Raw genomic sequence first — 23494 nt, 5'->3', positions numbered from 1 at the left:
AGTGGATAAAGACGTAACGAGTATATGAGTCTATGAGCATAAAGGTAAAACGACGGGTTCACGTCGCGGCGGCAGCGATTATCAGCGCCGATCAACAGCAAGTACTGATCGCTCGTCGGCCATCAAACGTAGATCATGGCGGGCTTTGGGAGTTTCCAGGCGGCAAACTGGCCCCTTATGAAACAGGTCTCGAAGGGTTAAAGCGTGAACTGCACGAAGAGCTAGGCGTTGAGATTGTTTGTGCCCAGCCGTTGATTCGCGTCCACCATGAGTACCCCGACAAGCATATCTTGCTCGATGTATGGCAAGTGCATGAGTTTGCTGGCGAGCCCTTTGGTCGTGAAGGGCAGGCGGTGCGCTGGGTGCCCATGAGCGAGCTCTCCAACTACCCCTTCCCGGCGGCTAATTTGCCGATTCTGCGAGCGGTAAGGTTGCCTACCGAGTATTTAATTACCGGGGAAGAGTTGGATGAGGCGCGTTTCGATGCGTTTTTGGAACGCGCGCTGCGTGAAGACAAAATTCGCCTGGTACAACTGCGCGCCAAGCAGTTGGATGAAGCGGCTTATCTGGCTCGTGCCCAGCGTGCCTTGAGCCTGTGTCGTGAGCACGGCGCGCGACTGCTGCTCAATGGTGAGCCGACGCTGCTTGATCACATTGACGCCGATGGCATTCATTTGACCAGCGAGCGTTTGATGCAGCTCGAGCGTCGTCCGATTGCCGAAAGCAAGTGGCTGTCCGCATCAACACACAACCAAACGCAGCTTACCCAGGCGGCGGTGTTAGGCTGCGACTTTGTTAGCTTATCGCCGCTGCGCACCACACCGTCACACCCGGAAGTATTCCCGCTCGGCTGGCATGATTTCCAGCAGTTGGTAGAGCGCGCAGGCATGCCGGTATTCGCACTGGGTGGCATGACGCGCTTTGATGCCAATCATGCCCGTGCCGTGGGCGCTCAAGGAATCGCATCGATCCGCGATTTCTGGAAATAACACGCCAAGCCAGAACGCATAAAAAGAGCGTTATATAATGAAAAACGCCTGCCTCGGTATTTAGCCAAGGCAGGCGTTTTTACGTTTTCATCTTTAAGACTAAGGCCAAGCCTACTAGTCGCGGTAGCGGCGAGTCAGATCCCCATAAGCGTCCACACGACGATCGCGCAGATAGGGCCAGATGCGGCGGGTATTTTCACTGCGCGCCATATCCAGCTGAACGACTAACTGTTCAGTCTCTTCCCCCGCATGGGCCAATAGTTCACCTTGTGGTCCGCAGACGAAGCTGCCGCCCCAGAACTGAATGCCGTCTCCCACCCCAGAATGATCCGCCTCAAAGCCAACCCGGTTGGCGACTAGAACCGGCAAGCCGTTGGCGACACCGTGGGCGCGCTGAATCACTGTCCAGGCATCTTTTTGGCGGCTCTTTTCTTCCCCGTCGTCACTGGGATCCCAGCCGATCGCCGTGGGGTAGAGCAGTAAATCGGCACCGGCTAGCGCCATAAGACGGGCGGCTTCGGGGTACCACTGATCCCAGCAGACCAAGACGCCGAGACGGCCCACGGATGTTTCGATCGGAGTAAAGCCTTCTCCGCGGGTGCTGTCATGATCACCCGGCGTGAAGTAAAACTTCTCATAAAACCCGGGATCATCGGGAATGTGCATCTTACGATACTGACCTACCCGGCCCTTGGCGCGGTCATAGACCACCGCAGTATTGTGGTATAGCCCTGGAGCGCGGCGTTCAAATAGCGACCCAACCAGCACAATATTCAACTCTTTAGCGAGCGCCGCCAGGCGCTGGCCGGTAGGGCCATCCAGCGGTTCCGCTAGATCAAACAGGGCAGGGTCTTCAAATTGGCAGAAGTAGTGGGTGGCGTGCAGTTCTTGTAGCAGTACCAACTGCGCGCCTTGTTTAGCGGCGCTACGGATACCTTCTTCGCTTGCTGACAGGCTTTGGGCTTTGTCCGGCCACGCGGGTTGCTGCACAACAGCGACGGTTAGCGTTGTCGACATGGTGACTCCTTTAGCAAATAGCGGTCGTGGCAGGCGTGCCCCGGGCAAGCGTGCCTTGTGGAAGCTGCATGGTTAAACAGTGCAGACTGCCATGTTGGCGAATAACGCTTACGCACTCAATCGGAATTAGCGTGTGCTCAGGAAAAGCAACCGCTAGCGCGTTCAGTGCAGTGACATCCGCCGGGTCGCCGTAGGTAGGCACCAGTACGGCCTGATTGATGATCAGGAAATTTGCGTAGGTGGCGGGCAGGCGGTGGCCATCTTCCGGGTCAAAGCAGGCTTGGGGCCAGGGCAGTGGAACAAGCCGGTAGGGTTCATCATTGCGTTGCCGGAAAGACTGCAGTTCTTGCTCCATCGCCGCCAAGGCCGCGTAGTGCGGGTCGTGGGGATCGTCACAACGCACATAGGCGATGGTGGTTGGGTTGCAGAAGCGTGCCAGGGTATCAATATGGCTGTCGGTATCGTCGCCTTCTAAATGGCCGTTGGCCAGCCACAGCACACGGTCAACGCCGAAGTCGTCGCTAAGCTGCGCTTCTACCTCTGCTCGGGATAGCGTGGGGTTACGGTTGGGGTTAAGCAGGCATGCTTCGGTGGTGAGCAGGGTGCCTTCGCCGTCAGTTTCTATACCGCCGCCTTCCAGTACCAGATTCCGCGAGGCCACCGGGCAGGCCCAGGCCCCCGCATCGGCAAGCCATTGGGTGAGCAAGTTATCGCGCTCGGCGGGAAATTTTCCACCCCAGCCGGTGAACGTGTAATCGAGCAAGACACATTGGCCATCTTCATCGACCACGCTGATCGGGCCATGATCCCGCGCCCAGGTATCGTCAGTGGGTGCGACAATAAGCTGCAGGCGTTCAGCGGGCACGCCGTAGGCGTGAAAAGTATCGGCCAAGCGCTGCTTGGTTAGTTCGTCTGGTACGCAAATAAGCACACACTGATAGCGCGCGGTGGCCATCACGATACGCTCGAGGGTGGCTTCGATGCGCGCAAGCAGAGGCGCCCAATCGCCGTCTGGGCGTGGCCAGGTCAGTTGTATCCCATCTTGGGGATACCATTCGGGTAGCAAACGATACGTCATAAAAGCGCAGCCCCACTGTCAGCAGTAAATCGGCGCAATGTAGGGTGTGGCGGGGCAAGTTGCAAGCGTAACGTTTTTATTCTGAACGCTCACGGCGAAGGCCGCTCTAATGGCCGTTTGAACATGCAGAGAGACTAAAAAAACCGTACCATGAGCGCTTATTGATAAGGAATGACGCCATGCTTGATCGTTTGCCTTTTCTGGTGGGGCTGCGCTACGTGCGCGCTAAACGCCGGAACCACTTTATTTCGTTTATTTCGCTCACCTCGATGTTGGGGCTAATGCTGGGGGTCGCCGTACTTATTTTGGTGCTGTCGGTGATGAATGGCTTCGACCATGAGCTGCGCACACGTATTTTAGGCATGGTGCCCCACGCTAAAATTGAGTCCCGGGAGGGCATGGTTGAATGGCAGGCTCTGGCTGAAGAGCTTATGCAAAGGGAGCGGGTCATTGGTGCGGCGCCCTACGTTGAGCAACAAGGTATGTTCTCCGTGGGCGGGCGTAATCAGGGAGCCATGGTCAATGGCATCAACCCGGAATGGGAAGACCGAGTGTCAATTATTGGTGAGCACATGCGCCAAGGTGAATTGACCGATCTGGTTCCCGGAGAGTGGCATGTGGTGCTGGGCTCAATGCTGGCGCGCAACTTGGGCGTTGGCGTGGGGGATCGAGTAACGCTGCTTGTACCCGAAGCATCAATCACCCCCGCCGGGGTCTTTCCACGCTTAAAACGCTTTACCGTTAGCGGTATTTTTAGCGTCGGTGCCGAACTAGACGCTAATTTGGCCTACGCCAATATTGAAGATATGCAGACTCTTGCGCGCCTGGGTGATGCGGTTGGCGGGCTTCGCCTCCAGTTGGATGATCTGTTTGCCGCCAGTAGCGAGACCCAGGCGATTCTCAATGAGCTTGGCCCGGAGTATCGGGGCAGCGATTGGACCTTCTCTCAAGGCAATCTTTTCCAGGCGATACAGATGGAAAAGCGCATGATCGCGCTGCTGTTAACTGTGATTATCGCCGTGGCGGCGTTTAATATCGTCTCGACGCTGGTCATGGTCGTCACCGATAAACGCGCGGATATCGCCATTCTGCGGACTATCGGTGCTAAACCGAGCTCGATTATGGGGATTTTTATTGTTCAGGGCATGGCCATCGGGCTGATTGGTATCGCTGTTGGGGTGGCCGTGGGTGTGCTGCTGGCGCTGACCATTGCGGATCTGATTGGCTGGGTGGAAGGAACGCTGGGGATTCAGTTCCTGGATGCTGGGGTCTATTTCATTAGCGACCTGCCTTCACGCCTGCAGTGGAATGATGTCAGTCGTATCGTATTGGCCGCCTTTGGTCTGACGTTCCTGTCGACACTTTATCCCGCTTGGCGGGCGGCAAAAGTTCAGCCGGCGGATGTGTTGCGCTATGAATAATGGCTTCAGGAATAAGGATGACACGATGTCGATAAATACAGGGCAAGAAGCTGCCGTCATGCTCGATTGCCAGACGCTGACACGAACCTACAGCGAAGGCCCCCAGGATCTGACGGTACTGGATAAGCTCAATTTGCAGGTGCGCGCCGGGGAACGGGTGGCCATCGTCGGCAGCTCGGGGTCAGGTAAGACAACGCTGTTAAACCTGCTGGGCGGTCTTGACCGCCCTAGTGAAGGCAGTGTCGTTATCGCCGGTGAGCCTCTATCAGGGCTGAATGAAGCGGCGCTTGGCAGCTTTCGTAACCGCTACATCGGGTTTGTGTATCAATTCCACCATCTATTGGCGGAATTCACTGCACTCGAAAATGCGGCGTTACCGCTGATTATTCGCGGTCAGTCGAAAAAGGCGGCCGAGAAGCGTGCCATGCAGATACTCGAGCGGGTAGGCATGCAGCCGCGGGCGGATCATAAGCCGGGTGAGCTTTCCGGCGGGGAGCGCCAGCGCGTGGCGATTGCCCGTGCGTTGGTCACCGATCCTAGTTTGGTGCTGATGGATGAGCCCACGGGCAATCTGGATCAAACCACGGCGGCGACTATTTTGGCACTAATGGATGAACTGGCCAAAGAGAGCGCCTGTGCATTCGTGATTGTGACCCATGACGTTAGCCTGGCGGCCCATCAAGACCGCGTGCTTAAACTGGATGCGGGTAAGTTGGTCGAGCAGGCGCCGGCGCTTTAACCGTCGGGTTCAATCATTAAACCTTATCGTCAAATTCTGCTTCTATCTGCGCACGCCGCTGCCGACGTATCTGGCGGCGGCGTTTCCAGTTATGGGAGACGTGCCAGCGCCAGATCAAGCGAATGCCAATATTGACCACGATGGCTAATATGATCGCTGTTACCAACGAGCCGACGATCAGTGGCGGCATAATGTCGTGCATCTGTTCGGCGATCCAGTGCGTTGAAATACGCGAAGGGGCCTCCCGCACGGGCGCGCCGAGGATAAAGGTGCCAATCCAGTAGTTGCCGTAAAAAATCAGCGGCATCGTTAATGGATTAGTAATCCATACCAAGCCTACCGAGAGGGCTAAATTGCAGCGTGTTAGGCGCGCGCCTAGCGCGGCAACGACCATCTGAAAGGGGATGGGCAGCATCGCGCAAAACACGCCCACGCTAAACGCATTGGCAACGCTTCGGCGAGTTAGAAGCCACAACCCCGGGTCTGCAATCAGCGGTGCAATAAAGCGTAGCGAGCGCTGTTTCCTGATAGTGTCGGGTTTGGGCATGTAGCGCTGCAGGAATCTGCGCGGCATGGCGGATACTCTTGCCTATCGATGTGGCTCATTATCCATATAGAGCCACTCTTCGGCTATGCTAGGCCATTAATGAACATTCGCTGGAGGGCTCTATGCGGTTAGGTGTTGCCATGCCCGCGGCGCTTGCAGCACTTGCAGGAGGTATTTTTGCCTGGTATTTCCACACCGCAGAGGTGACTCCAAATGCGTTTGGCTGGGTGTTGGTAGCCGCGTTGCTGGTAGTGGGGCGGTGCCCGCGATTTGGTATATGGCTGCTGATCGGCGCCTGGGTCTTCACTGGCGTACAAGAAGAGTGGGGGAGTCGCTTACCGACGGGGCTAAGCGGAGAAGATCTTGCCGTTGAGGCAACCGTGTTGGCCGCCCAGCCGGTGGGTAATGCCACGCGCCTGCTGTTAAGCGTTGATCAGTGTCAAAGCTCTTCGACTAGCCTGGCACAACGGCCCAGCTGTTCCGCGCTCACCAAGGTGCGCATTACCGCTTATAGCGATGTTCGCTTTAGGCCCGGCGAGCAGTGGCAAATGAAGCTTCGTTTGCGTCCCCCAAGTGGCTTTGCCAATCCTGATGCCTTCAATTATGAGCAGTGGCTGTGGCGTGAGGGAATCCACGCCACCGGCTACTTGCGCCAGGAGCCAGCGCCGGTTCGGCTTTCTTCTGCGGGCCCTTCGTTGCGCCAGCTAGCGCTGGATTTTTTAGCCCGCCAGCCACTCGACGATCGAACCAAACGTTGGCTGGCAGCGTTGACGTTAGGCGATAGCGAACAGCTTACCCAAGACGACTGGTCGCTGCTGAATGCTACTGGAACCACGCATCTGGTGGTGATTTCAGGCTTGCATGTCGGGCTGGTGGCCTCATTTGTACTGCTGCTAGCCAAATCAGTCGCTCGGTTTGCAACGCCCACCAACTGGCGTATGCGCACCTGGCCGTGGTGGTTGGCAGCGCTAGCTTGTGTCAGTTACGCCACCCTTGCCGGAATGGCGCCACCGGCTATGCGGGCGATGGTGATGACATTGATCGGGCTGTGGGTGCTGAGTGGTCGGCATGCGCCGGGGGCTTGGCAGGGCTGGTGGCTGGCTCTCGCGCTGGTACTTATTGTCGATCCGCTAGCGCTATGGCGCCCAGGGATGTGGCTATCGTTTGTGGCAGTGGCGTGGCTGATTATTATTTGGCAGGGGCGGCGGCGTCCTCAAGGGATAAAGGGCTGGTTCTGGGCGCTGGTGAGATCGCAACTGCTGCTAGCCCCGCTAATGGCCGCCGCCGTATTGGTGGCCTTTGGGCGAGTGGCACCCGCTGCCCCATTGATCAATTTAGTCGCCGTACCCTGGGTAAGCTCGGTGATGGTGCCGACCGCACTGCTGGGGTGGCTGCTGTCACCTCTGCCCATGGTGGGAGAGACGGTATGGTGGCTGTTTGAGCAGGCGCTAAGCGTTTTCCACCTGTTGCTGACGCTGGTGGTGCAGCACTGGCCACTATGGGAACCTGATCGGTCGTTAACGTATCCGCTCTCCCTCGCACTGTTGCTACTGTCGTTATGCTGGGGGCTACCTGCCGTGCTGCCAAGCTTACGGCTGGCAGCCTCAGCGCTGATCGTTGCGCTGCCCTGGTGGTCGCTTCCGTCATCGATTCCCCCCAATGCGCTCAGAGTCAGCGTCCATGATGTGGGGCAGGGGCAGTTGATAGAACTGCGCAGCGCGCATTATCGCCTGCTCTACGACACCGGCCCTCGCTTTCGTAGTGGTTTTATGCCTCTGGAGGCGCTTTGGTCACCGGGGCAGTTGTTTGATCAAGTGTTAGTCAGCCACGCTGATAATGACCATGCGGGCGGTATCAGCGCATTGTTAGCCGATCATCGGGTCAAACAGTGGATGGCTCCTGCAGGTGAGGCGCTGCCAATTTCCGGTATTGATTGTCAGCGTGGTCAAACATGGCAGCGTGATGGGGTGAGTTACCGTATTCTCTGGCCGCCCGCGGGTGATAACGATTTATCTGCCAACGATCGCTCCTGCGTACTTGAGGTGAGCGCTGGTGAGCAGAGACTGCTGATTACGGGGGATGTGAGCACTGAGGTAGAGCGTCGCTTTCTGCGAGAGGTGGAGCCGCCTGTTAGTGTATTGGTGGCAGGGCACCATGGCAGCGGCACCAGCTCGGGTATCCAGTTCGTACGTTCCATCGCTCCTGAGCATGTGATATTTAGCGCCGGGCGGAGTAATGCGTTTCAACATCCGGTAGATTCTGTCGTGCGCCGTTTTCGCCAGCAGGGCAGCTGTCTATGGAACACGGCGCATGACGGCGCACTGCGTTTTTGGCTAAAAGCGGCCCAGCCCATCCAGGTTGAAACAACGCGACCATTGCCAGGGCGACGCAACCAGTGTTGAAGCGCGTCGCCATCAGGTAGAATTCTCCGATTGCACACTATGGCCAGGAGCGCGTGTGACTGATTCAGGTTGGGGTATTTATAAGCGGTTGTTGGGCTATGTGAAGCCGCATTGGCGAGCTTTTGCGCTAGCGATAGTGGGCTTTGTGGTTTACGCCGCGTCGAGTACCGCGCTGGCGGAAATGATGAAGCGATTAATTGATGGCATTCAAAACCCAGATGCGGCGTTTCGGTTCTTTCTACCGCTGTTTGTAATTATTATGTTTTCCGCCCGGGGGTTAGGTACTTTTTTAAGCACCTACTTCATGGCCTATGTGGGCCGCTACGTGATTCATACCCTGCGTTGCGACGTGTTTGCCCATCTACTCCATCTGCCGGGCTGGTTTTTTGACCATCACTCCAGCGGTCAACTGGTATCACGGGTGACCTACCACGTTGAGCAAGTCGCGGGGGCGGCCACCAAAGCGGTGACGATTATTCTTCGGGAAGGCCTGTTCGTCGTCGGCTTGGTGCTCTATCTACTCTGGACTAACTGGATGCTAACACTGCTGTTTCTGGGCGTGACGCCGATCATTGCCGTGGTGGTAAGCTACGTCAGCAAGCGCTTTAGACGCATTTCAAAACGCATTCAGCACTCCATGGGCGATGTCACCCATATTGCCTCGGAAGCGCTGTCGGGCTATCGGGTAGTGCGCACCCACGGCGCAGAGCCGTATGAAAAGCAGCGCTTTGAGCGGGTCAGTGAAGAGAATCGCCGCCAAAGTATGAAAGAAGCCATGACCCGTGCGGTCAGTTCCCCTGTGATTCTGATGTTGGTGGCCATCTCCATGGCGCTACTGGTCTGGCTGGCCATGGCACCCTCGCTGATGGAGAACATGACGCCTGGTGAGTTTGTGGCCTTTATTACCGCGGCTGCCCTGATGATCAAGCCGGTACGTCAACTGACCGAGATTAACGGTGAAATTCAGAAAGGCCTGGCGGCCGCGTCAGAGCTTTTCGGATTGCTGGATATGACCCCTGAAGAGGATAGTGGCAAACATATTGCCAGCCGTTTAAACGGCGATGTCGTGATCGATCATGTTAGCTTCCGCTATGCCGACGACCAGCCCGAAGTCCTGCACGATATTAATCTACGCATAGCACCGGGCGAACTGGTGGCGATAGTCGGGCGTTCGGGGAGCGGCAAGTCCACTCTGGTCAGCTTGCTGCCGCGTTTTTACTGCCCCACTCAAGGCAGTATTACTATCGATGGCATTAATGTTGATGAATACGCGCTTGGCCCACTGCGCCAGCAGATTGCTCTGGTGTCGCAGCAGGTGACGCTATTTAACGCCTCGATTGCCGATAATATTGCTTACGGGGTGGCCAATCCTGATCCCCAGGCTGTTCAGGCTGCAGCTGAAGCCGCCTATGCCCATGAGTTTATCGATAAGCTTCCCAATGGTTATGCCACCACCGTGGGTGAAAATGGCGTGATGCTCTCGGGCGGCCAACGCCAGCGGCTGGCGATTGCCCGGGCGATCTTCAAGGATGCGCCGCTACTGGTGCTGGATGAGGCTACTTCCGCGTTGGATACAGAGTCCGAGCGCTATATTCAAAAAGCCCTTGAGCGAGTCTGTGAAGGGCGCACCACGCTGGTCATCGCCCACCGCCTCTCTACCATAGAGCGGGCTGACCGGATTGTGGTGATGGATCAGGGGCGCATTATCGAAGAGGGGTCGCATCAGTCGCTTCTGGATGCCGATGGCGCCTACGCGGCGCTGCATCAACTGCAGTTTCAAGAAGCGCCATGAGGCTATCGATATGAGCCTTTTGATATGAGCCTATCGTTATGAGCTTTGCCAAGAGAACGCTGGCGGAGCGCTGGCTGCAAGGCGCTTACCAGGGCAGTCGCTGGCTATCGCCGCTGAGGCCTTTAGGGGCGCTTTATCAGTGGGCCATGGCGCGGCGGGAGCGGGAATACTCTAGCGGCCAAAAAGCTACTTGGAAGGCGCCGGTGCCGGTTATCGTGGTAGGCAATATCACCTTGGGGGGGACGGGTAAATCGCCGCTGGTGGCGTGGCTAGCTGGCTGGCTGGTGGCCCAAGGCTGGTCGCCAGGTATCGTTAGCCGCGGCTATGGCGGAAAAGCGCCCAGTTACCCGCTGCTGGTCACCGCCGACACGAACGTTGTCGAAAGCGGTGATGAGCCGCTGATGCTGGCACAGCAGACGGGACTGCCAGTGGCCGCAGACCCCAATCGCGTGCGCGGTGTTCAGGCACTGATCGAGAAGGGCTGCGATATTATCTTGAGCGACGACGGTTTACAGCACTTGGCACTGGATCGAGATATTGAGTTGGTGGTTGTGGATGGTGACCGTGGATTGGGCAACGGGCGCTGCCTGCCCGCCGGGCCGCTGCGCGAGTCGCCCAGCCGGTTGCAGCGTGTTGACGCGGTGATCATTAACGGCGACTCACCGCCCTCTTTGTCGCTTACTCCGTCTATCATGCAGGCAGCCACTACTATGCAGCTGGCGCCGCTGCGCTGGCGCCGCCTTGATGACGGCGCACGTTTTCCGCTTGCGCCGCTGCCGTTTACGCTGCCGGTGCACGCGGTGGCAGGTATCGGGCATCCCGAGCGCTTTTTTCGTACACTCTCCGCGTTGGGTGTTGAGGGCGAGTGGCACCCGTTGGCCGACCACCAGCACTTTAGTGCGGGCGCGCTAAGCTTTGCAGATACCCGCCCAGTGATTATGACCGCTAAAGACGCCGTTAAGTGTTACGCCCTGGCCCCGCCTAACAGTTGGGTATTAGATGTGGAGGCATCCCTTCCACCCGAATTTGAGCACTGGCTGGCAGCGCGGCTGTCGGCACTTTCCTAAAGGAGATAAGCGCATGGATAAGGAACTGCTGGCAATGCTGGTCTGCCCGTTGTGTAACGGTAAGCTGAAGTATGATCGCGATGCTCAAGAGCTGCGCTGCCACTACGATGGCCTTGCCTATCCGATCAAAGAGGGGATTCCGGTGATGTTGCCGGAAGAGGCTCGCGTGATGGATGCTGATGAAAAGCTGCACACTTCACAAGGGCGTTCTCCAGGACGCTCTCCAGGACGTTCCCAAGAGCGTTTAGGAGACGCTTAATGGCTGTCTTTGATGACATGGTTGATTTCAAGGTGCCTGATTTTACCGTCGTCGTACCTGCTCGCTACGGCTCTACCCGGCTGCCCGGCAAGCCACTGCTTGATATTGCCGGGGAACCGATGGTCGCTCACGTATGGCGCCGTGCTTGCCAAAGCCACGCCAGCCGAGTGGTCGTGGCAACAGACGATAGCCGTATTCGTGATGCCATGCTGCACTACGGCGCCGAAGTGATCATGACCCGCGACGATCACCCCTCGGGCACCGACCGATTAGCCGAGGTGGCTGGTATATTGGCATTGACGGATGATGCGCTGCTGGTGAATGTGCAGGGCGATGAGCCGCTGATTCCTCCCGCGCTGATCGACCAGGTGGCTCTGCGCCTAGCCGACGATCCCGGAGCGTCGATAGCCACGTTGGCGGAGCCTATCAATGACGTGGACACGCTGTTTAATCCCAACGTGGTCAAGGTGGTGCGAACGCTACAAGGCCGCGCGCTGTATTTCTCACGGGCCCCTATTCCCTGGGATCGTGAGCAGTTCAAAACGCCACCGACCATGCTGGCAACCGATGCCTGGCTGCGCCATATCGGTCTCTATGCGTATCGTGCCGGTTTTCTAGCTGCCTACCGAGACTGGCCAGCCTCAAGCCTCGAACAGCTTGAACAGCTCGAGCAACTGCGTGCGCTGCAGAATGGTCACGCTATTCAAGTGGCGCTGGCCTGCGAAGTAAACCCTGCCGGTGTTGATACGGCCGAGGATCTAGCGCGGATTCGGGCGCTGCTGGCCTAGCGCGGGTTCGGGCGTTGCCGGCTTAGCGCAGGGGCGGGCGCTTGCTTGGGCAGCTCAGTTTTTAAGGAGCTATCGTGAAAGTATTATTTGTATGTTTAGGCAATATTTGCCGTTCACCGACCGCCGAAGGTGTTTTTCGTCGTGCTCTTGAGCGAGCAGGGTTGGCCGATGAGGTCGAGATAGACTCCTGCGGCGTCGGCAGTTGGCATTTGGGCAAAGCGCCAGACGCCCGCGCGCAGCAGGCAGCACTACTGCGCGGTATCGATATAAGCGACCTGCGTGCCCGCCAGCTAAGCGAGCACGATTTTACCCAATTCGACTACGTGTTAGGCATGGATCAGGACAATTTACGCGCCATACGCGAGCTGAAGCCTGCTAATAGCCAGGCGCATGTTGGGCTGTTTTTAGATTTCGCTGGTACCCCCGGTGCTGAAGTCCCAGACCCCTATTTTGGCGGTGATGAGGGATTTGAGAAGGCTCTGGATATGATTGAAGCTGCATCAGAAGGGCTGATTCGACACCTTAAGCGAGAGCTGTAATGGGGCTAATGGTGTGGCTGCACAGATGAATATTCTCAGCAATGTGGATTTGTCCGCCGCTAATACACTTAGGCTCCCCTGCCAAGCAGAGCGCTTCGCGTCACCAAAGACATTAACAGCTCTACGCCAAACACTAGCAGAGGCACGCCATGAAGGCTGGCCCGTCACGCTGCTCGGTGGCGGCAGCAATGTTCTGCTTCCCGAGGCACTACCAGGTTTGGTGGTGCGGCCTGATTTGCAACAACACTGGCTCAGTCAGCGTCAAGGGCATGTGCTTGCCCATGTAGGGGCGGGAGTTAATTGGCATACGTTGGTGATGGCGACTGCTGCACGCGGCCTGTGGGGCATTGAAAATCTGGCGCTGATCCCTGGCAGTTGTGGTGCTGCGCCAGTGCAGAACATTGGCGCCTACGGTGTTGAGCTTGCCGATACGCTGCAAGCGGTGCAGGTAATGGAGCTTGCCACCGGGCGGGTAAATTGGCTAAGCGCGCAAGAGTGCGCCTTTGGTTACCGTGAGAGTATTTTTAAAGGCGAGTTGGCAGGTAGCATTGTGATCACTCAGTTAGTCTTGCGTTTGTCACGCACGCCAGCACCCCGGCTAGGGTATGGCGATCTCGCTGCACGCTTAGCAAGCCCTCCCACACCGCTCGCGGTAGCCGAAGCGGTATGTTGTATTCGACGCGAGAAGCTGCCCGACCCACAGGTGCTGGCCAACGCGGGGAGCTTCTTCAAAAATCCGCTGGTAGCTGATGTGATGGCAGCGCAGTTGTTGCAGCAGTATCCTGCTATGCCCCATTTCCCCCAGGAAGGAGGGCAAACAAAGCTGGCGGCGGGGTGGTTAATCGACCAGTGTGGCTTGAAAGGGATGCGTGATGGTGCCTTCGGAGTACACCAGCATCAAGCGCTGGTGCTGGTGCACTTTGGCGGCGGTGATCGTCAGAGGCTAATGAAAACAGCTAGCTATATCTCTGACCAGGTCGAGGCACGCTTTGGGGTGCGTTTAGAGCCCGAGCCGCGGTTAATTAATCCCTGTTAGTTAATCTCTATTAGTTAATCTCTAGGCCCTGCCTCTAAGGTGCACATAACGCAAAAATCCCCGCCGAAGCGGGGATTTTTGTTACTGCAATACGCGCGAACGATCTATTCGGAGCGTGTGTCTTGCTGCGCCTGTTTGCGCTTCTCACGCGGGTCATTGTGGGCCCGTGTGCGACGGCGGCGCGGTTTAGGCGCTTCTTCAGTTACAGCAGCTTCAGCGGGTGCTTCACTGGCGACCGGTTGAGCGTCTGCTTCAGTTGCAGTAGCTTCAGTCGCAGGTGTTTCAGTCGCTGCTAGTTCATCGCTGCTCTTTTCAGAGCTATTTTCAGAACCATTTTCAGGACTGTCTTCAGAACTATTCGGTTCAGCGCTACTCTCTTCAATGCTCCTTTCTTCAGCGACTCGGTCTTCAGCGTTTGTGTCTTTAACACTCTTAGGCTCATCACCTTTTTCTGCGCTGTCTTGCTGCGGCTCGCTGCTGGTAGGCTCTTCAGTTGAAGGGGTTGCGTCGACGCTCTCAGAAGCGCTCTCGGAAGTACTCTCAGCAACATCTGGGTTTGCCGCTTCCTGGCGAACTTGGACGTTAGTTGAAGCTTCGGGCTGATGCTCATCGCTGCTTTGATCCGTACCCGCACTATTGAAAGGTGCAGGGGAGGCCGCCTCTTCAATCGTTGCGGCTGGATCAACGGCGTTGGCCGCAGACGGTTCGACGGCTTCAGGCGCTGCCTGTTCGCTAGCACTGGGCTGCTGACTATCGGCGGTTTTCTCACTTTCAGCTGGCGCTGTGTTCGCCTTGGCCGTTGCTGAGGTCACCTCAGATGGCTCTGACGGCTCTTCGCTGGCTGTGGCCTCCGGTTCGCTTGGCTTGGCGGCGGCCTCATCCTGCTCAACGGTGCTGGCAGTTGACGTTTGCTCCGCCGGCGAAGCCGCTTTAGGCTGGCGGCGCTGGTGCGTCGACTTGCGCGCTTTAGCGTTTTCTGCCACGGGGCGGTCGGCGGTCGTTGCGTCGTCCGCTTGCTCGGCGTCGGACTCAGGCGCATCGGCTGCTGCCGCTTCTGGCTGAGCGGTGACGTCCGAGTCCGATCCTAGTGCAATCGTTGTGTCATTTGTCGCTGCTTTAGCCATCTGTGCCTGTTCTTCTGCCTCAGGGGCTTCGGCCGGCTCTGGTGTTGCTGCTGGCGCTGCTGGCGCTTCATTCTGAGCCTCGGCCTGCAGTTTTAACTGCTCAGCTTCTGCCTGGGGGTTGATCGCCTGGGTGCGCGTGCGGTTACGCGGGTTGTTACGCGTACGCTTCGGCTTGCCGTCATCCTGCTTGGTCTCTAAGTTCTTGGACTCTGGGCTCTTGGCCGTTGCATCGCGCTGGCTGTCGCGGTTTTTGTCACCACCATCACGACGCGACTCTTTCTGCACTGCACTTTTGCCGCTGGTGCTTTCTTTAGAGCCCTCTTTCGTGGAGCTGTCTTTGCTAGGGCTGTCTTTGGAAGAGCTATCAGCCTGGTTCTCTTTACGAGGCGCTTTGGCTGACTCTTGACCGTTAGCATCGTCCTGCTGGGGGTGGCGACGGCGGTTGCGGGTACGGCTGGGGCCGCTCCGCTTATCGCTATTGTCGTCACTGGCAGGACGCGGTGTGCTGCTGCGCTGCTCGGCTTTTTGTTCAGCTTTTGGCTCAGGGCGGGCGCTATTATCGCTGCGCGACTCGTTACGGCTTGCGTTGTCGCCACGCGACGATTTTTGCCGCGACTCGCTGCTGCGCTGATTGGTTTTGCGCTCGCTTGGCTTGCGCGGAGCCGGTGTTTCAACCTTGGGCTCTGGCGTGGCTTCGGTATTGCTTTCGTCGCTACCGAGCAGTTTGGCGAAGCCGCGGATAAAGCGCCCAATAACGCTGGGTTGCTCGCTGGTCACCGGTGCTGCTTTGGCCGCTGGAGCTGCAGCGGGCGCCTTCTCTTCCGTTTGCAGCGATGCCGGGGCGGGAGCGTTGTGGGTGACACTCTTGACGGCGGCTTCGGCGCGTTGAGCGGGCGGCACGAAGCTGGGTGTCGGCTCTTTGCCTACTTCGGTGTCGGTGGAGAGCTCAAAGCTCGATAGGCTTTGAGTGTCATCCTCGTCCAGGTGATCATCACGCAGGCGTTGCACGTCGTAGTGGGGCGTATCCATATCAGGATTGGGCAGCAGTACCACACGAACATTCTGGCGAGACTCAAGATCTGCCAACACGCTGCGTTTTTCATTGAGCAGGTAAGTCGCCACGGGTACCGGTAGAATGGCGCGAATCTGCGCGCTATTCTCTTTCATCGCCTCTTCTTCAATCAGGCGCATGATAGAGAGGGAGAGCGAGCGAACATCGCGAATGGTGCCCTGGCCATTACAGCGCGGGCAGACCACGCCGCTGGTTTCCCCCAGTGAGGGACGCAGGCGCTGGCGGGACATTTCCATCAGACCAAAGCGTGAAATACGCCCAATCTGTACCCGTGCGCGATCCAGCTTGAGGGCATCGCGCATGCGGTTTTCAACTTCACGCTGGTTGCGTGCAGGTCCCATGTCGATAAAGTCAATAACCACCAAACCGCCGATATCACGCAGGCGCAGCTGGCGGGCGATTTCATCGGCGGCTTCAGAGTTGGTCTGTAGGGCGGTCTCTTCGATATCGCTGCCGCGGGTGGCGCGTGCGGAGTTGATATCGATGGAGACTAGCGCTTCGGTGTGATCGATCACAATCGAGCCGCCAGAAGGCAGCTTCACTTCGCGCTGATAGGCGGTTTCGATTTGTGATTCGATCTGGAAGCGCGAGAATAGCGGTACTTCGTCCGCGTAGAGCTTGATCTTCTGTTGGTACGAGGGCATTACCTGGCGAATAAAGCTCAGCGCTTCGGCGTGAATCTCGGGGCTGTCGATCAATACTTCGCCGATGTCCTGGCGTAGGTAGTCGCGCATGGCGCGAATGATGACGTTGGATTCACGGTAGATCAGGAACGGGGCAGGGCGCTTGGCAGCTTCAGTGGTGATCGATTCCCACACCTGAACCAAGTAGTCCAAGTCCCACTGGAGCTCTTCCGGATTGCGACCAATGCCTGCAGTGCGCACGATCAGGCCCATTTTATCCGGCACGGTCAACTGACCCATGGCGTCTTTGAGCTGACTGCGCTCGTCGCCTTCGATACGGCGAGAAATGCCACCTGCACGCGGGTTATTGGGCATCAATACCAAAAAGCGACCAGCCAGGCTGACAAAGGTGGTTAGCGCGGCACCTTTGTTGCCACGCTCCTCTTTATCGACCTGGACGATGACCTCTTGGCCTTCTTTAAGCACTTCTTTAATGCTCGGACGTCCGGAAACGTCTTTGACAAAGTACTCGCGAGAGATCTCCTTGAGGGGCAAAAAGCCGTGACGGTCGGCGCCGTAGTCAACGAAGGCAGCTTCCAGGGAGGGTTCTACGCGGGTGATTTTACCGCGATAGATATTGGCTTTTTTCTGTTCTCTTGCGCCGGATTCGATATCTAAATCGTATAGGCGTTGTCCATCAACTAAAGCGACACGCAGCTCTTCGGGCTGGGTCGCATTGATAAGCATCCGTTTCATAGTGTCTCGCATAGCGTTGCGTGCCGGCGAACTGCCTATTGGGTGACGTAGGCGAATCGCTGGGTGCTGCGTGCTTGTGCTCGGCGCATTGCAATGCTGACGCGTCAAGCCGGGAAGGCATCATCGCCAACCCGGCCGATAGGGCGTTGAGTACGTGGCGGAGGCAGGACGTGTTCCGGTGGCTGTCACGTCCATCCGGCCCTGCTGACACCGCCAACACCTGGCATTCATCGATTCACCAACGCCGGCCACCGGCACAGCGTTGAACTTTTCGCCCGGAGACAGTCATCGCCTTGTGACGAATAAGGCGGAGCTGCTCAGGACGTGGCGTTGTTTCGTTGCTGCCTGCCGTTGAGGGCAAGGCTTATTTTCCTCTGCCGGCATAAAAAACGGGCGGCAGAGTTACTGCATTTTTAAGATCAGTTTTAATACTGGAAAACGGGCAATGCGTACACTGGTGCCGTTTTTGCGTTCAGGCCTGCGTGTTAGTCGGGCAGGCGCATTAACCAAGCTCAGCGGTGATGCTCTCTGCTAACAAATTTAATCAATTAGCTATCGAACAGCTAGTCACTAGCGCTAGACAAGACAGCTTTCTGCGCTTAGCTGGTGAACGATTTCGAATATAACAGTAAAGACTACGACCAGCAATTGACGCAATGCCCTTGGGTCTACGCTAGAATGCCGTTTTTAAGCAGGAGTAAGTAGTAATGTCCGAAGGGCGTGAAGTGCAGTGGGTGGATATCGCCCCGGAGCAAGCAGGGCAGCGAATTGATAATTTTCTCATGACGCGGCTTAAAGGGGCGCCTCGCGCGCTTATTTATCGCATCGTACGTAAAGGCGAGGTGCGCGTTAATAAAAAACGCGTGAAGGTGGATTACCGTTTGCAAGCGGGGGATTTAGTACGCGTTCCGCCGCTGCGTTTGGCGCCTCGCGAAGCGGTGAAGGAAGTCAGTGATAATTTGCGCGACCTCCTGGTAGGCAGCGTTATTATGGAAGGCCCCGATTGGATGGTGCTTAATAAACCTTCTGGTTTGGCAGTGCATGGCGGCAGCGGGGTTAAAATTGGTTTAATAGAAGCGCTGCGTCAAGTGCGCGATGATCTGAGCTTTCTGGAACTGGTTCACCGCTTGGATCGCGATACGTCGGGCTGTTTGCTGCTGGCCAAGTCACGCGATGCGCTGGTGACGCTGAACGAGTCGTTGAAAAAGCACGGTATGGATAAGCGTTATCTGGCCTTGGTCAGTGGGCGCTGGCCAGCGCGGAAAACCTATGAGAGTGCTCGGTTAGACCGCTTTGATGCCGGTAACGGCGAGCGGAGGGTAAGGGTAGATCCCAACGGAAAAGTGTCGCGCACCCATTTTTCGGTGGTCGAAACCTTCGAAAAAGTAACCCTTATAGAGGCTGAGCCGGTCACGGGCCGTACCCACCAGATTCGCGTACATGCCGCCCACGCAGGCCATGCGTTATTAGGTGACGATAAGTACGCTACCCGTGAAAGTGGTCTGCTCACCAAGCAGTTAGGTCTGGGGCGTTTGTTCCTTCATGCGCGAGCGCTGACCTTTCCTGAGCCCACTAACGGCCGCCCGGTTACCGTCAAAGCGCCGCTGCCAGAAGCCCTGGAAGAAGCGCTCAAGCGCGCCCGTCAATAACTTCTTTCTTCACCGCGTTGCCTTTTACAGGGAGCTGCCATGCAGTACGAGCTAATTATATTTGATTGGGACGGCACCTTGATGGACTCAGTGCCGCGGATTGTGTCGTGTATGCAGGCGGCTGCTTTGGAGGCCGAGTGGGGGGCGCTTTCAGCTGCGGAGGTTGAAGATATTATTGGTCTGGGGCTGCCCGAAGCAATTGCCAAGCTCTGCCCAGGTATATTGCCTGCTCAGGCCGAGCGGCTTCGCGAGCGTTACGCGCACCATTTTGTGCAGGCTGATACCACGCCAATGGCGTTTTTTAGCGGTGTCGAAGCGCATATCGCCCGTTTGCGTGGGCATGAGCAACAGCGTTTAGCAGTAGCAACAGGTAAAAGCCGTCGCGGGCTTGACCGTATTTTTACTGAGACCGGTAGCGGCGCGTGGTTTCATGCCAGCCGTACCGCGGATGAAACCCGCTCTAAACCGCACCCGCAGATGCTTTCAGAGTTACTGGCTGAGCTTGCGGTGCCGGTCGAGCGGGCGGTGATGGTCGGCGATACTGAGTATGATATGGAAATGGCTAGGGCGATGGGCATGGATCGGGTGGGGGTAAGCTATGGGGTGCATGCGCCTGAGCGCCTGGCAATGAGCGAACCCAAGTGGATTGCCCATAGCGTAGACGAGCTTTTTGATCGGTTATAAGGACATTTTATGAGTGACGATCCAACCCGCCAAGAGGGTACGCAAGAGGGTCATGATGGCCCGGTTAATAGTGACCAGACCAACGAGTTCAAGGAGGATCCCTGGACTGAAGGGCCCGAGGTTCCGCCTGGTAAGGGGGCTAAGCAGACCTCAGGAGCGCCAGGTGATGATGCCGAAACCCTGCGCGAACGCCAGCGATTAGCGCAGCTGGAAATGATGGATCACTGGATAGGCGGTGTCTTGACCGAGCAACGGCGTACCCGCCGCTGGAAGCTGTTTTTCCGGCTGATGTTTCTCGCTGTTGTGCTGGTGGCGCTGTCTGCCGCACTTTATAGCCTGTTCTGGGATTCGCCGAGTGTCGCAACGCCCACCCAACGCCACTTGGGCATTGTTGAGGTTAATGGCGTAATCGCCAGCGATTCGCCAGCCAATGCGGAGCGCATCATCCAAGGGTTAAACCGAGCCTGGGATGCCGAAAGCGCTGCAGCCGTGGTGCTGCACATTAATAGTCCCGGTGGTAGCCCCGTTCAGTCTCAGCGTATCTATGCGGAAATCATGCGCCTGCGCGAGCAGGGTGATAAGCCGATTATCGCGGTGATTGAGGATATCGGTGCCAGCGGCGCTTATTACATTGCTGCAGCAGCAGATGAGATTATTGCCTCGCCGGTGAGCTTAGTGGGCTCGATTGGTGTGATTTACGCTGGTTTTGGCTTTGAGGAGGCGATAGAGCGCCTTGGCGTTGAGCGCCGCGTGCTTACGGCAGGAGAGAATAAGGCCTTCTTAGATCCATTCCAGCCGCTGGACGATGATGCAGAGACGTTTTGGCAAGGTGTGCTGAGCCAAACCCATCGCCAATTTATCGATGACGTCCGCGCGGGTCGCGGCGAACGGCTCAGTGATAGCTCGGATATTTTCTCAGGCCTGATCTGGAGTGGCGAGCAGAGCATCGAGCTAGGGTTGGTCGATCAGTTGGGTAGCCTCGAACAGCTGTCTCGCGATCAAGTAGGTAACATCGACTGGGTGGACTATACGCCGAGTCTTGATCCATTTGAGCGCTTTACTCGGCGTTTTACCGAGGTTGCCGCTGAAGTGCTAGGTATTAGGGCGCCTAACACCCCGCTTCGTTTCTGATCGCCAATTCACGTCCTGGGCCCTAGGGCGCGCCAAGCGGATCCAAGCCCGCTTGGCGCAACATGTCGCAGAGCGCGATCAGCGGTAGCCCAATCAGCGCGTTGGGGTCACGGCCTTCCAGTCTTTCAAACAGCGCAATGCCAAGGCCTTCCATACGAAAGCTGCCAGCGCTATCTAGGGGCTGCTCTTTGGCCACATAGTTTTCGATCTCCTGCGTGCTAAGAGTGCGAAACACGACCTCGAAGGGCTCGACATGGACTTGATGGCGCTGGTGGCGAGTATCCAGTAGCGCTAAACCGGTCAGGAAGGTGACGCGCTGGCCAGAAAAGCGGGCAAGGTTAGCGCAGGCCTTTTCTGTGGTATGTGGTTTGCCAAGAATATCGCCTTCAAATACCGCAACCTGGTCGGAGCCTATAATGCAGTGGTGGGGGAAGTGAGCCGACACGGCGTTGGCTTTGCTAAGTGCTAGGCGATGTACCAGTGCGTGTGGTGTTTCGCCATTATGCGGCGTTTCATCAATATCCGGTGAATGGCACCGGTAGGGGAGTTGTAGGCGATCCAGCAGCTCACGCCGCCAGCGTGAGCTTGAGGCAAGCACTAGCTCTGTATTTTCTGTACTTAAGGACTGCGCAGTTGATGACTGAGTGCTTGATGGCTCGGTCATGGCGGGTGAGGTCACAGTATAACTCCTGGCTAATGTGGTTGCGCTAGTGGGACGGCAAAGCAGTAGAGTGTAGCGAAAGCTGCGAATTGTGCCCATGTCGGCTGTTTATTGAGGCCTATGTTGGTTATTTATTGAGGAAGCGATGAAGAAATACACCGACAGCTTTGACACCAGCAGGGGGAGTGCCTATCATTGCGCGCCTATGTTGACCTCACAACTCCCCAGTCGGGTGGAGCCTTATAAGCTCGCAGCCCGCCACGAACGAATCGAAGGCTTGGTAGCGCTGGATAAGCTGCCACGTCTTGCCGAAGAAGCGGGTGACCAAACCGGCGACTGTCATGTCGTGCTTGAGTTTGGTGTCGATGCTCAAGGCCGTCGTGAAATTCGTGGCCACTTGCAAGCGACGTTGGCGCTTGCCTGCCGACGCTGCCTAGTGCCGCTGCCTCAAGAGGTGAGTAGTGACTTTCTGCTTGGAATGGTCACTGATGAAGCCTTGGCGGCCGAGTTGCCTGCTAGTCATGAACCGGTGCTGGTGGAAAAGGAACAGCTGGATCTTCTGACGGTAGTTGAGGATGAATTGATTCTCAGCCTGCCCCAGGTGGTCTATCACGATGAAGCCGAATGTCATGTCTCGGCGGAGCAGCTGGTCAGCAAAACAGAAGGCGCGGCGTCAGATACAGCGCCAGCGACGAACCCTTTCGCGGTGCTGAATGTCTTGAAAGGCAAAAAATAAGCACCCTTTACCTTAAATACCTTGGAGTAAACCCCCATGGCAGTTCAACAGAACCGTAAAACTCGTTCCAAGCGCGGCATGCGTCGCAGCCACGATGCGCTGACCGCTCCGACGCTGTCTCAGGACAAAGAAACCGGTACGACTCACCTGCGTCACCACGTTTCTCCAGACGGTTTCTACCGTGGTCGTAAAGTGGTTGAGGTATAAGCCTCAATTGCATTACTAAGCGGCTAAACGGACTCAGTGCGGTATGCGCTTAGCGATTGATGTGATGGGGGGTGACCAAGGCCCTCATGCGATTATCGCAGGCTCCGCAAGGGCGGTGTTGGAACACCCCGGTCTTGAGCTGGTTCTGTTTGGCCCGCGTCAGCAGATTATTGCTGAGCTTTCGCGCTTGCCGCAGCCTCTGGCTGCGGCAACGTCACGTTTGGTGGCGCGTGATTCGCCCGATAGCGTAATGCCGGGGTCAACAGCGGCCTGGGCGTTGCGCAGAGGCGAGGCAACGAGCATGGCGCACATGCTGCAGTGTGTCGCCCAGGGTGAAGCTGTGGCTGGTGTCAGCGCAGGCAATACGGCAGCGCTTGTTGCCTTGGCAAGGCGCGAACTGGGGATGGTCGAGGGGATTTCCCGTCCGGCAATCAGTACTGCGATCCCAGCCCGCCAAGGGCGCCGCTGCTATTTGCTGGACTTAGGCGCCAACGTGGATTCCCCTGCCCATCGACTGGTCGATTTTGCACTGATGGGGGCGGCGATGGCGCAGTGTATCGATGGCACTGCGGTGCCGCGCGTGGCGCTACTCAACGTTGGTGCTGAAGCCACCAAGGGGAGTGTGAGCGTACGTGAGGCTGATCGTCTGCTGCGCGAGTATGCCAGTGGTAGTGCTTTCGACTATCAAGGCTATGCTGAGGGTGGCGACCTGTTTAAAGGCCAGCTTGATGTGGTGGTGTGTGATGGCTTTGTGGGCAACGCTGTCCTCAAGGCGAGCGAAGGTTTGACGAGTATGTTGGTTGAACGCGTGCAGATGGCGTTTGAGTCGCGCCTAAGTGGTCGTTTGGCAAGCCTACTGGCCAAGCCTGTGTTAAAGCGCTTAAAGCAAGAGCTTGATCCCGTGCGCTACAACGGGGCCAGTTTATTGGGGTTGCGCGGTATCGTAGTGAAAAGTCACGGCAGTACTCATGCCGATGGGTTTTACTACGCTATTCATCGCGCCCTGCAGGAAGTAGAACATAACTTACCTGCGCGGATCGCAGGCCGCTGGCAAGCGCCATCAAGTGAAAACGATGGCACAGGCCAGCCATGATCAGATAATAACGATTTAACTTTTTTGCGGGTTTATAGGTGGCATCAGGATGTGCCAATAACCTCGCCTATCGCTCATATGAGC

21 protein-coding genes are annotated in these 23494 nt (G+C 57.0%); 16 read left to right on the top strand and 5 right to left on the bottom strand.

The genetic code is table 11. The annotated features are described in order from the left end of the window. Positions 1 to 32: 32 nt before the first annotated feature. Positions 33 to 989 (top strand): Nudix family hydrolase, encoded by a 957-nt coding sequence (locus HZS52_RS19090; RefSeq protein ID WP_138800082.1) that lies wholly within the window; start codon positions 33 to 35, stop codon positions 987 to 989. A 114-nt stretch (positions 990 to 1103) separates the two neighbouring features. Here HZS52_RS19090 and HZS52_RS19085 read toward each other — a convergent pair whose 3' ends face one another. Then, complete coding sequence (locus tag HZS52_RS19085; protein WP_159176645.1) at positions 1104 to 2006, bottom strand: carbon-nitrogen hydrolase; 903 nt, start codon at positions 2004 to 2006, stop codon at positions 1104 to 1106. Between the two features lie 10 nt (positions 2007 to 2016). Continuing rightward, positions 2017 to 3084 (bottom strand): agmatine deiminase family protein, encoded by a 1068-nt coding sequence (locus tag HZS52_RS19080; protein WP_190373400.1) that lies wholly within the window; start codon positions 3082 to 3084, stop codon positions 2017 to 2019. A 179-nt stretch (positions 3085 to 3263) separates the two neighbouring features. Between HZS52_RS19080 and HZS52_RS19075 the strand changes: the two genes are divergently transcribed. Then, positions 3264 to 4505, top strand: a complete 1242-nt coding sequence (locus HZS52_RS19075; RefSeq protein WP_022523891.1) for a lipoprotein-releasing ABC transporter permease subunit — start codon at positions 3264 to 3266, stop codon at positions 4503 to 4505. 25 nt (positions 4506 to 4530) lie between these two features. After that, positions 4531 to 5244: an ABC transporter ATP-binding protein gene (locus HZS52_RS19070; RefSeq protein WP_022523890.1), complete on the top strand. Its 714-nt coding sequence runs from the start codon at positions 4531 to 4533 to the stop codon at positions 5242 to 5244. 16 nt (positions 5245 to 5260) lie between these two features. Here HZS52_RS19070 and HZS52_RS19065 read toward each other — a convergent pair whose 3' ends face one another. Continuing rightward, positions 5261 to 5818 (bottom strand): DUF2062 domain-containing protein, encoded by a 558-nt coding sequence (locus tag HZS52_RS19065; RefSeq protein ID WP_009286403.1) that lies wholly within the window; start codon positions 5816 to 5818, stop codon positions 5261 to 5263. Positions 5819 to 5913: 95 nt separating this feature from the next. On the opposite strand from HZS52_RS19065, the gene HZS52_RS19060 reads away from it, so the two are divergent. From HZS52_RS19060 to murB, 7 genes are all read left to right on the top strand, one after another. Further along, on the top strand, positions 5914 to 8193 hold the full coding sequence (locus HZS52_RS19060; protein WP_190373399.1) for a DNA internalization-related competence protein ComEC/Rec2: 2280 nt from the start codon (positions 5914 to 5916) through the stop codon (positions 8191 to 8193). 55 nt (positions 8194 to 8248) lie between these two features. Next, positions 8249 to 9985 (top strand): lipid A export permease/ATP-binding protein MsbA, encoded by a 1737-nt coding sequence (msbA, locus tag HZS52_RS19055; protein WP_041158063.1) that lies wholly within the window; start codon positions 8249 to 8251, stop codon positions 9983 to 9985. 38 nt (positions 9986 to 10023) lie between these two features. Then, positions 10024 to 11052 carry a tetraacyldisaccharide 4'-kinase gene (gene lpxK, locus HZS52_RS19050; protein WP_022523887.1) on the top strand — a complete coding sequence of 343 codons (1029 nt, stop codon included), beginning with the start codon at positions 10024 to 10026 and terminating at the stop codon, positions 11050 to 11052. 13 nt (positions 11053 to 11065) lie between these two features. Then, entirely contained in the window at positions 11066 to 11311 is a 246-nt protein-coding gene (locus tag HZS52_RS19045; protein ID WP_190373398.1) for a Trm112 family protein, read from the top strand. Then, positions 11311 to 12099 (top strand): 3-deoxy-manno-octulosonate cytidylyltransferase, encoded by a 789-nt coding sequence (gene kdsB, locus HZS52_RS19040; RefSeq protein ID WP_190373397.1) that lies wholly within the window; start codon positions 11311 to 11313, stop codon positions 12097 to 12099. Before HZS52_RS19045 ends, kdsB begins: the two co-directional genes overlap by 1 nt. A 74-nt stretch (positions 12100 to 12173) precedes the next feature. Further along, the gene (locus HZS52_RS19035) at positions 12174 to 12638 is read left to right on the top strand and encodes a low molecular weight protein-tyrosine-phosphatase (RefSeq protein WP_138800087.1); all 465 of its coding nucleotides are present in this window, start codon (positions 12174 to 12176) and stop codon (positions 12636 to 12638) included. A gap of 25 nt (positions 12639 to 12663) precedes the next feature. Further along, positions 12664 to 13674 (top strand): UDP-N-acetylmuramate dehydrogenase, encoded by a 1011-nt coding sequence (gene murB, locus HZS52_RS19030; RefSeq protein ID WP_190373396.1) that lies wholly within the window; start codon positions 12664 to 12666, stop codon positions 13672 to 13674. Positions 13675 to 13778: 104 nt separating this feature from the next. Here the strand turns inward: murB and rne are convergent, their stop codons facing one another. Then, a complete protein-coding gene (gene rne / locus HZS52_RS19025; RefSeq protein WP_190373395.1) occupies positions 13779 to 17249 on the bottom strand; it encodes a ribonuclease E in 3471 nt (1156 codons plus the stop codon). A 707-nt stretch (positions 17250 to 17956) separates the two neighbouring features. On the opposite strand from rne, the gene HZS52_RS19020 reads away from it, so the two are divergent. From HZS52_RS19020 to sppA, 3 genes are read left to right on the top strand one after another with little or no spacing between them, the layout of a single operon-like run. Continuing rightward, positions 17957 to 18898: an RluA family pseudouridine synthase gene (locus tag HZS52_RS19020; protein ID WP_009286408.1), complete on the top strand. Its 942-nt coding sequence runs from the start codon at positions 17957 to 17959 to the stop codon at positions 18896 to 18898. Between the two features lie 39 nt (positions 18899 to 18937). Continuing rightward, positions 18938 to 19582, top strand: a complete 645-nt coding sequence (locus HZS52_RS19015) for an HAD family hydrolase (protein WP_027959108.1) — start codon at positions 18938 to 18940, stop codon at positions 19580 to 19582. A 9-nt stretch (positions 19583 to 19591) separates the two neighbouring features. Continuing rightward, positions 19592 to 20713, top strand: a complete 1122-nt coding sequence (gene sppA / locus HZS52_RS19010; protein WP_190373394.1) for a signal peptide peptidase SppA — start codon at positions 19592 to 19594, stop codon at positions 20711 to 20713. Between the two features lie 22 nt (positions 20714 to 20735). Here the strand turns inward: sppA and HZS52_RS19005 are convergent, their stop codons facing one another. Then, positions 20736 to 21377, bottom strand: a complete 642-nt coding sequence (locus tag HZS52_RS19005) for a Maf family protein (protein ID WP_171051135.1) — start codon at positions 21375 to 21377, stop codon at positions 20736 to 20738. 202 nt (positions 21378 to 21579) lie between these two features. On the opposite strand from HZS52_RS19005, the gene HZS52_RS19000 reads away from it, so the two are divergent. From HZS52_RS19000 to plsX, 3 genes are read left to right on the top strand one after another with little or no spacing between them, the layout of a single operon-like run. Beyond that, positions 21580 to 22110, top strand: a complete 531-nt coding sequence (locus tag HZS52_RS19000; RefSeq protein WP_041158158.1) for a YceD family protein — start codon at positions 21580 to 21582, stop codon at positions 22108 to 22110. A 36-nt stretch (positions 22111 to 22146) separates the two neighbouring features. Then, on the top strand, positions 22147 to 22317 hold the full coding sequence (gene rpmF, locus HZS52_RS18995) for a 50S ribosomal protein L32 (protein WP_007114757.1): 171 nt from the start codon (positions 22147 to 22149) through the stop codon (positions 22315 to 22317). A gap of 43 nt (positions 22318 to 22360) precedes the next feature. Then, on the top strand, positions 22361 to 23410 hold the full coding sequence (gene plsX / locus HZS52_RS18990; protein WP_009286412.1) for a phosphate acyltransferase PlsX: 1050 nt from the start codon (positions 22361 to 22363) through the stop codon (positions 23408 to 23410). Positions 23411 to 23494 lie beyond the last annotated feature (84 nt).

It is taken from the genome of Vreelandella titanicae, from assembly GCF_014697095.1.
GTDB lineage: Bacteria > Pseudomonadota > Gammaproteobacteria > Pseudomonadales > Halomonadaceae > Vreelandella > Vreelandella titanicae.
This window is presented reverse-complemented; position numbering and strand designations above follow the sequence as displayed.

What these genes read in the sequence shown, in the direction of transcription:
- HZS52_RS19090 (WP_138800082.1), top strand. Translation starts at nt 33, where the DNA reads ATGAGCATAAAGGTAAAACGACGGGTTCACGTCGCGGCGGCAGCGATT.
- HZS52_RS19085 (WP_159176645.1), bottom strand. Translation starts at nt 2,006, where the DNA reads ATGTCGACAACGCTAACCGTCGCTGTTGTGCAGCAACCCGCGTGGCCG.
- HZS52_RS19080 (WP_190373400.1), bottom strand. Translation starts at nt 3,084, where the DNA reads ATGACGTATCGTTTGCTACCCGAATGGTATCCCCAAGATGGGATACAA.
- HZS52_RS19075 (WP_022523891.1), top strand. Translation starts at nt 3,264, where the DNA reads ATGCTTGATCGTTTGCCTTTTCTGGTGGGGCTGCGCTACGTGCGCGCT.
- HZS52_RS19070 (WP_022523890.1), top strand. Translation starts at nt 4,531, where the DNA reads ATGTCGATAAATACAGGGCAAGAAGCTGCCGTCATGCTCGATTGCCAG.
- HZS52_RS19065 (WP_009286403.1), bottom strand. Translation starts at nt 5,818, where the DNA reads ATGCCGCGCAGATTCCTGCAGCGCTACATGCCCAAACCCGACACTATC.
- HZS52_RS19060 (WP_190373399.1), top strand. Translation starts at nt 5,914, where the DNA reads ATGCGGTTAGGTGTTGCCATGCCCGCGGCGCTTGCAGCACTTGCAGGA.
- lpxK (WP_022523887.1), top strand. Translation starts at nt 10,024, where the DNA reads ATGAGCTTTGCCAAGAGAACGCTGGCGGAGCGCTGGCTGCAAGGCGCT.
- HZS52_RS19045 (WP_190373398.1), top strand. Translation starts at nt 11,066, where the DNA reads ATGGATAAGGAACTGCTGGCAATGCTGGTCTGCCCGTTGTGTAACGGT.
- kdsB (WP_190373397.1), top strand. Translation starts at nt 11,311, where the DNA reads ATGGCTGTCTTTGATGACATGGTTGATTTCAAGGTGCCTGATTTTACC.
- murB (WP_190373396.1), top strand. Translation starts at nt 12,664, where the DNA reads ATGAATATTCTCAGCAATGTGGATTTGTCCGCCGCTAATACACTTAGG.
- rne (WP_190373395.1), bottom strand. Translation starts at nt 17,249, where the DNA reads ATGAAACGGATGCTTATCAATGCGACCCAGCCCGAAGAGCTGCGTGTC.
- HZS52_RS19020 (WP_009286408.1), top strand. Translation starts at nt 17,957, where the DNA reads ATGTCCGAAGGGCGTGAAGTGCAGTGGGTGGATATCGCCCCGGAGCAA.
- HZS52_RS19015 (WP_027959108.1), top strand. Translation starts at nt 18,938, where the DNA reads ATGCAGTACGAGCTAATTATATTTGATTGGGACGGCACCTTGATGGAC.
- sppA (WP_190373394.1), top strand. Translation starts at nt 19,592, where the DNA reads ATGAGTGACGATCCAACCCGCCAAGAGGGTACGCAAGAGGGTCATGAT.
- HZS52_RS19005 (WP_171051135.1), bottom strand. Translation starts at nt 21,377, where the DNA reads ATGACCGAGCCATCAAGCACTCAGTCATCAACTGCGCAGTCCTTAAGT.
- HZS52_RS19000 (WP_041158158.1), top strand. Translation starts at nt 21,580, where the DNA reads ATGTTGACCTCACAACTCCCCAGTCGGGTGGAGCCTTATAAGCTCGCA.
- rpmF (WP_007114757.1), top strand. Translation starts at nt 22,147, where the DNA reads ATGGCAGTTCAACAGAACCGTAAAACTCGTTCCAAGCGCGGCATGCGT.
- plsX (WP_009286412.1), top strand. Translation starts at nt 22,361, where the DNA reads ATGCGCTTAGCGATTGATGTGATGGGGGGTGACCAAGGCCCTCATGCG.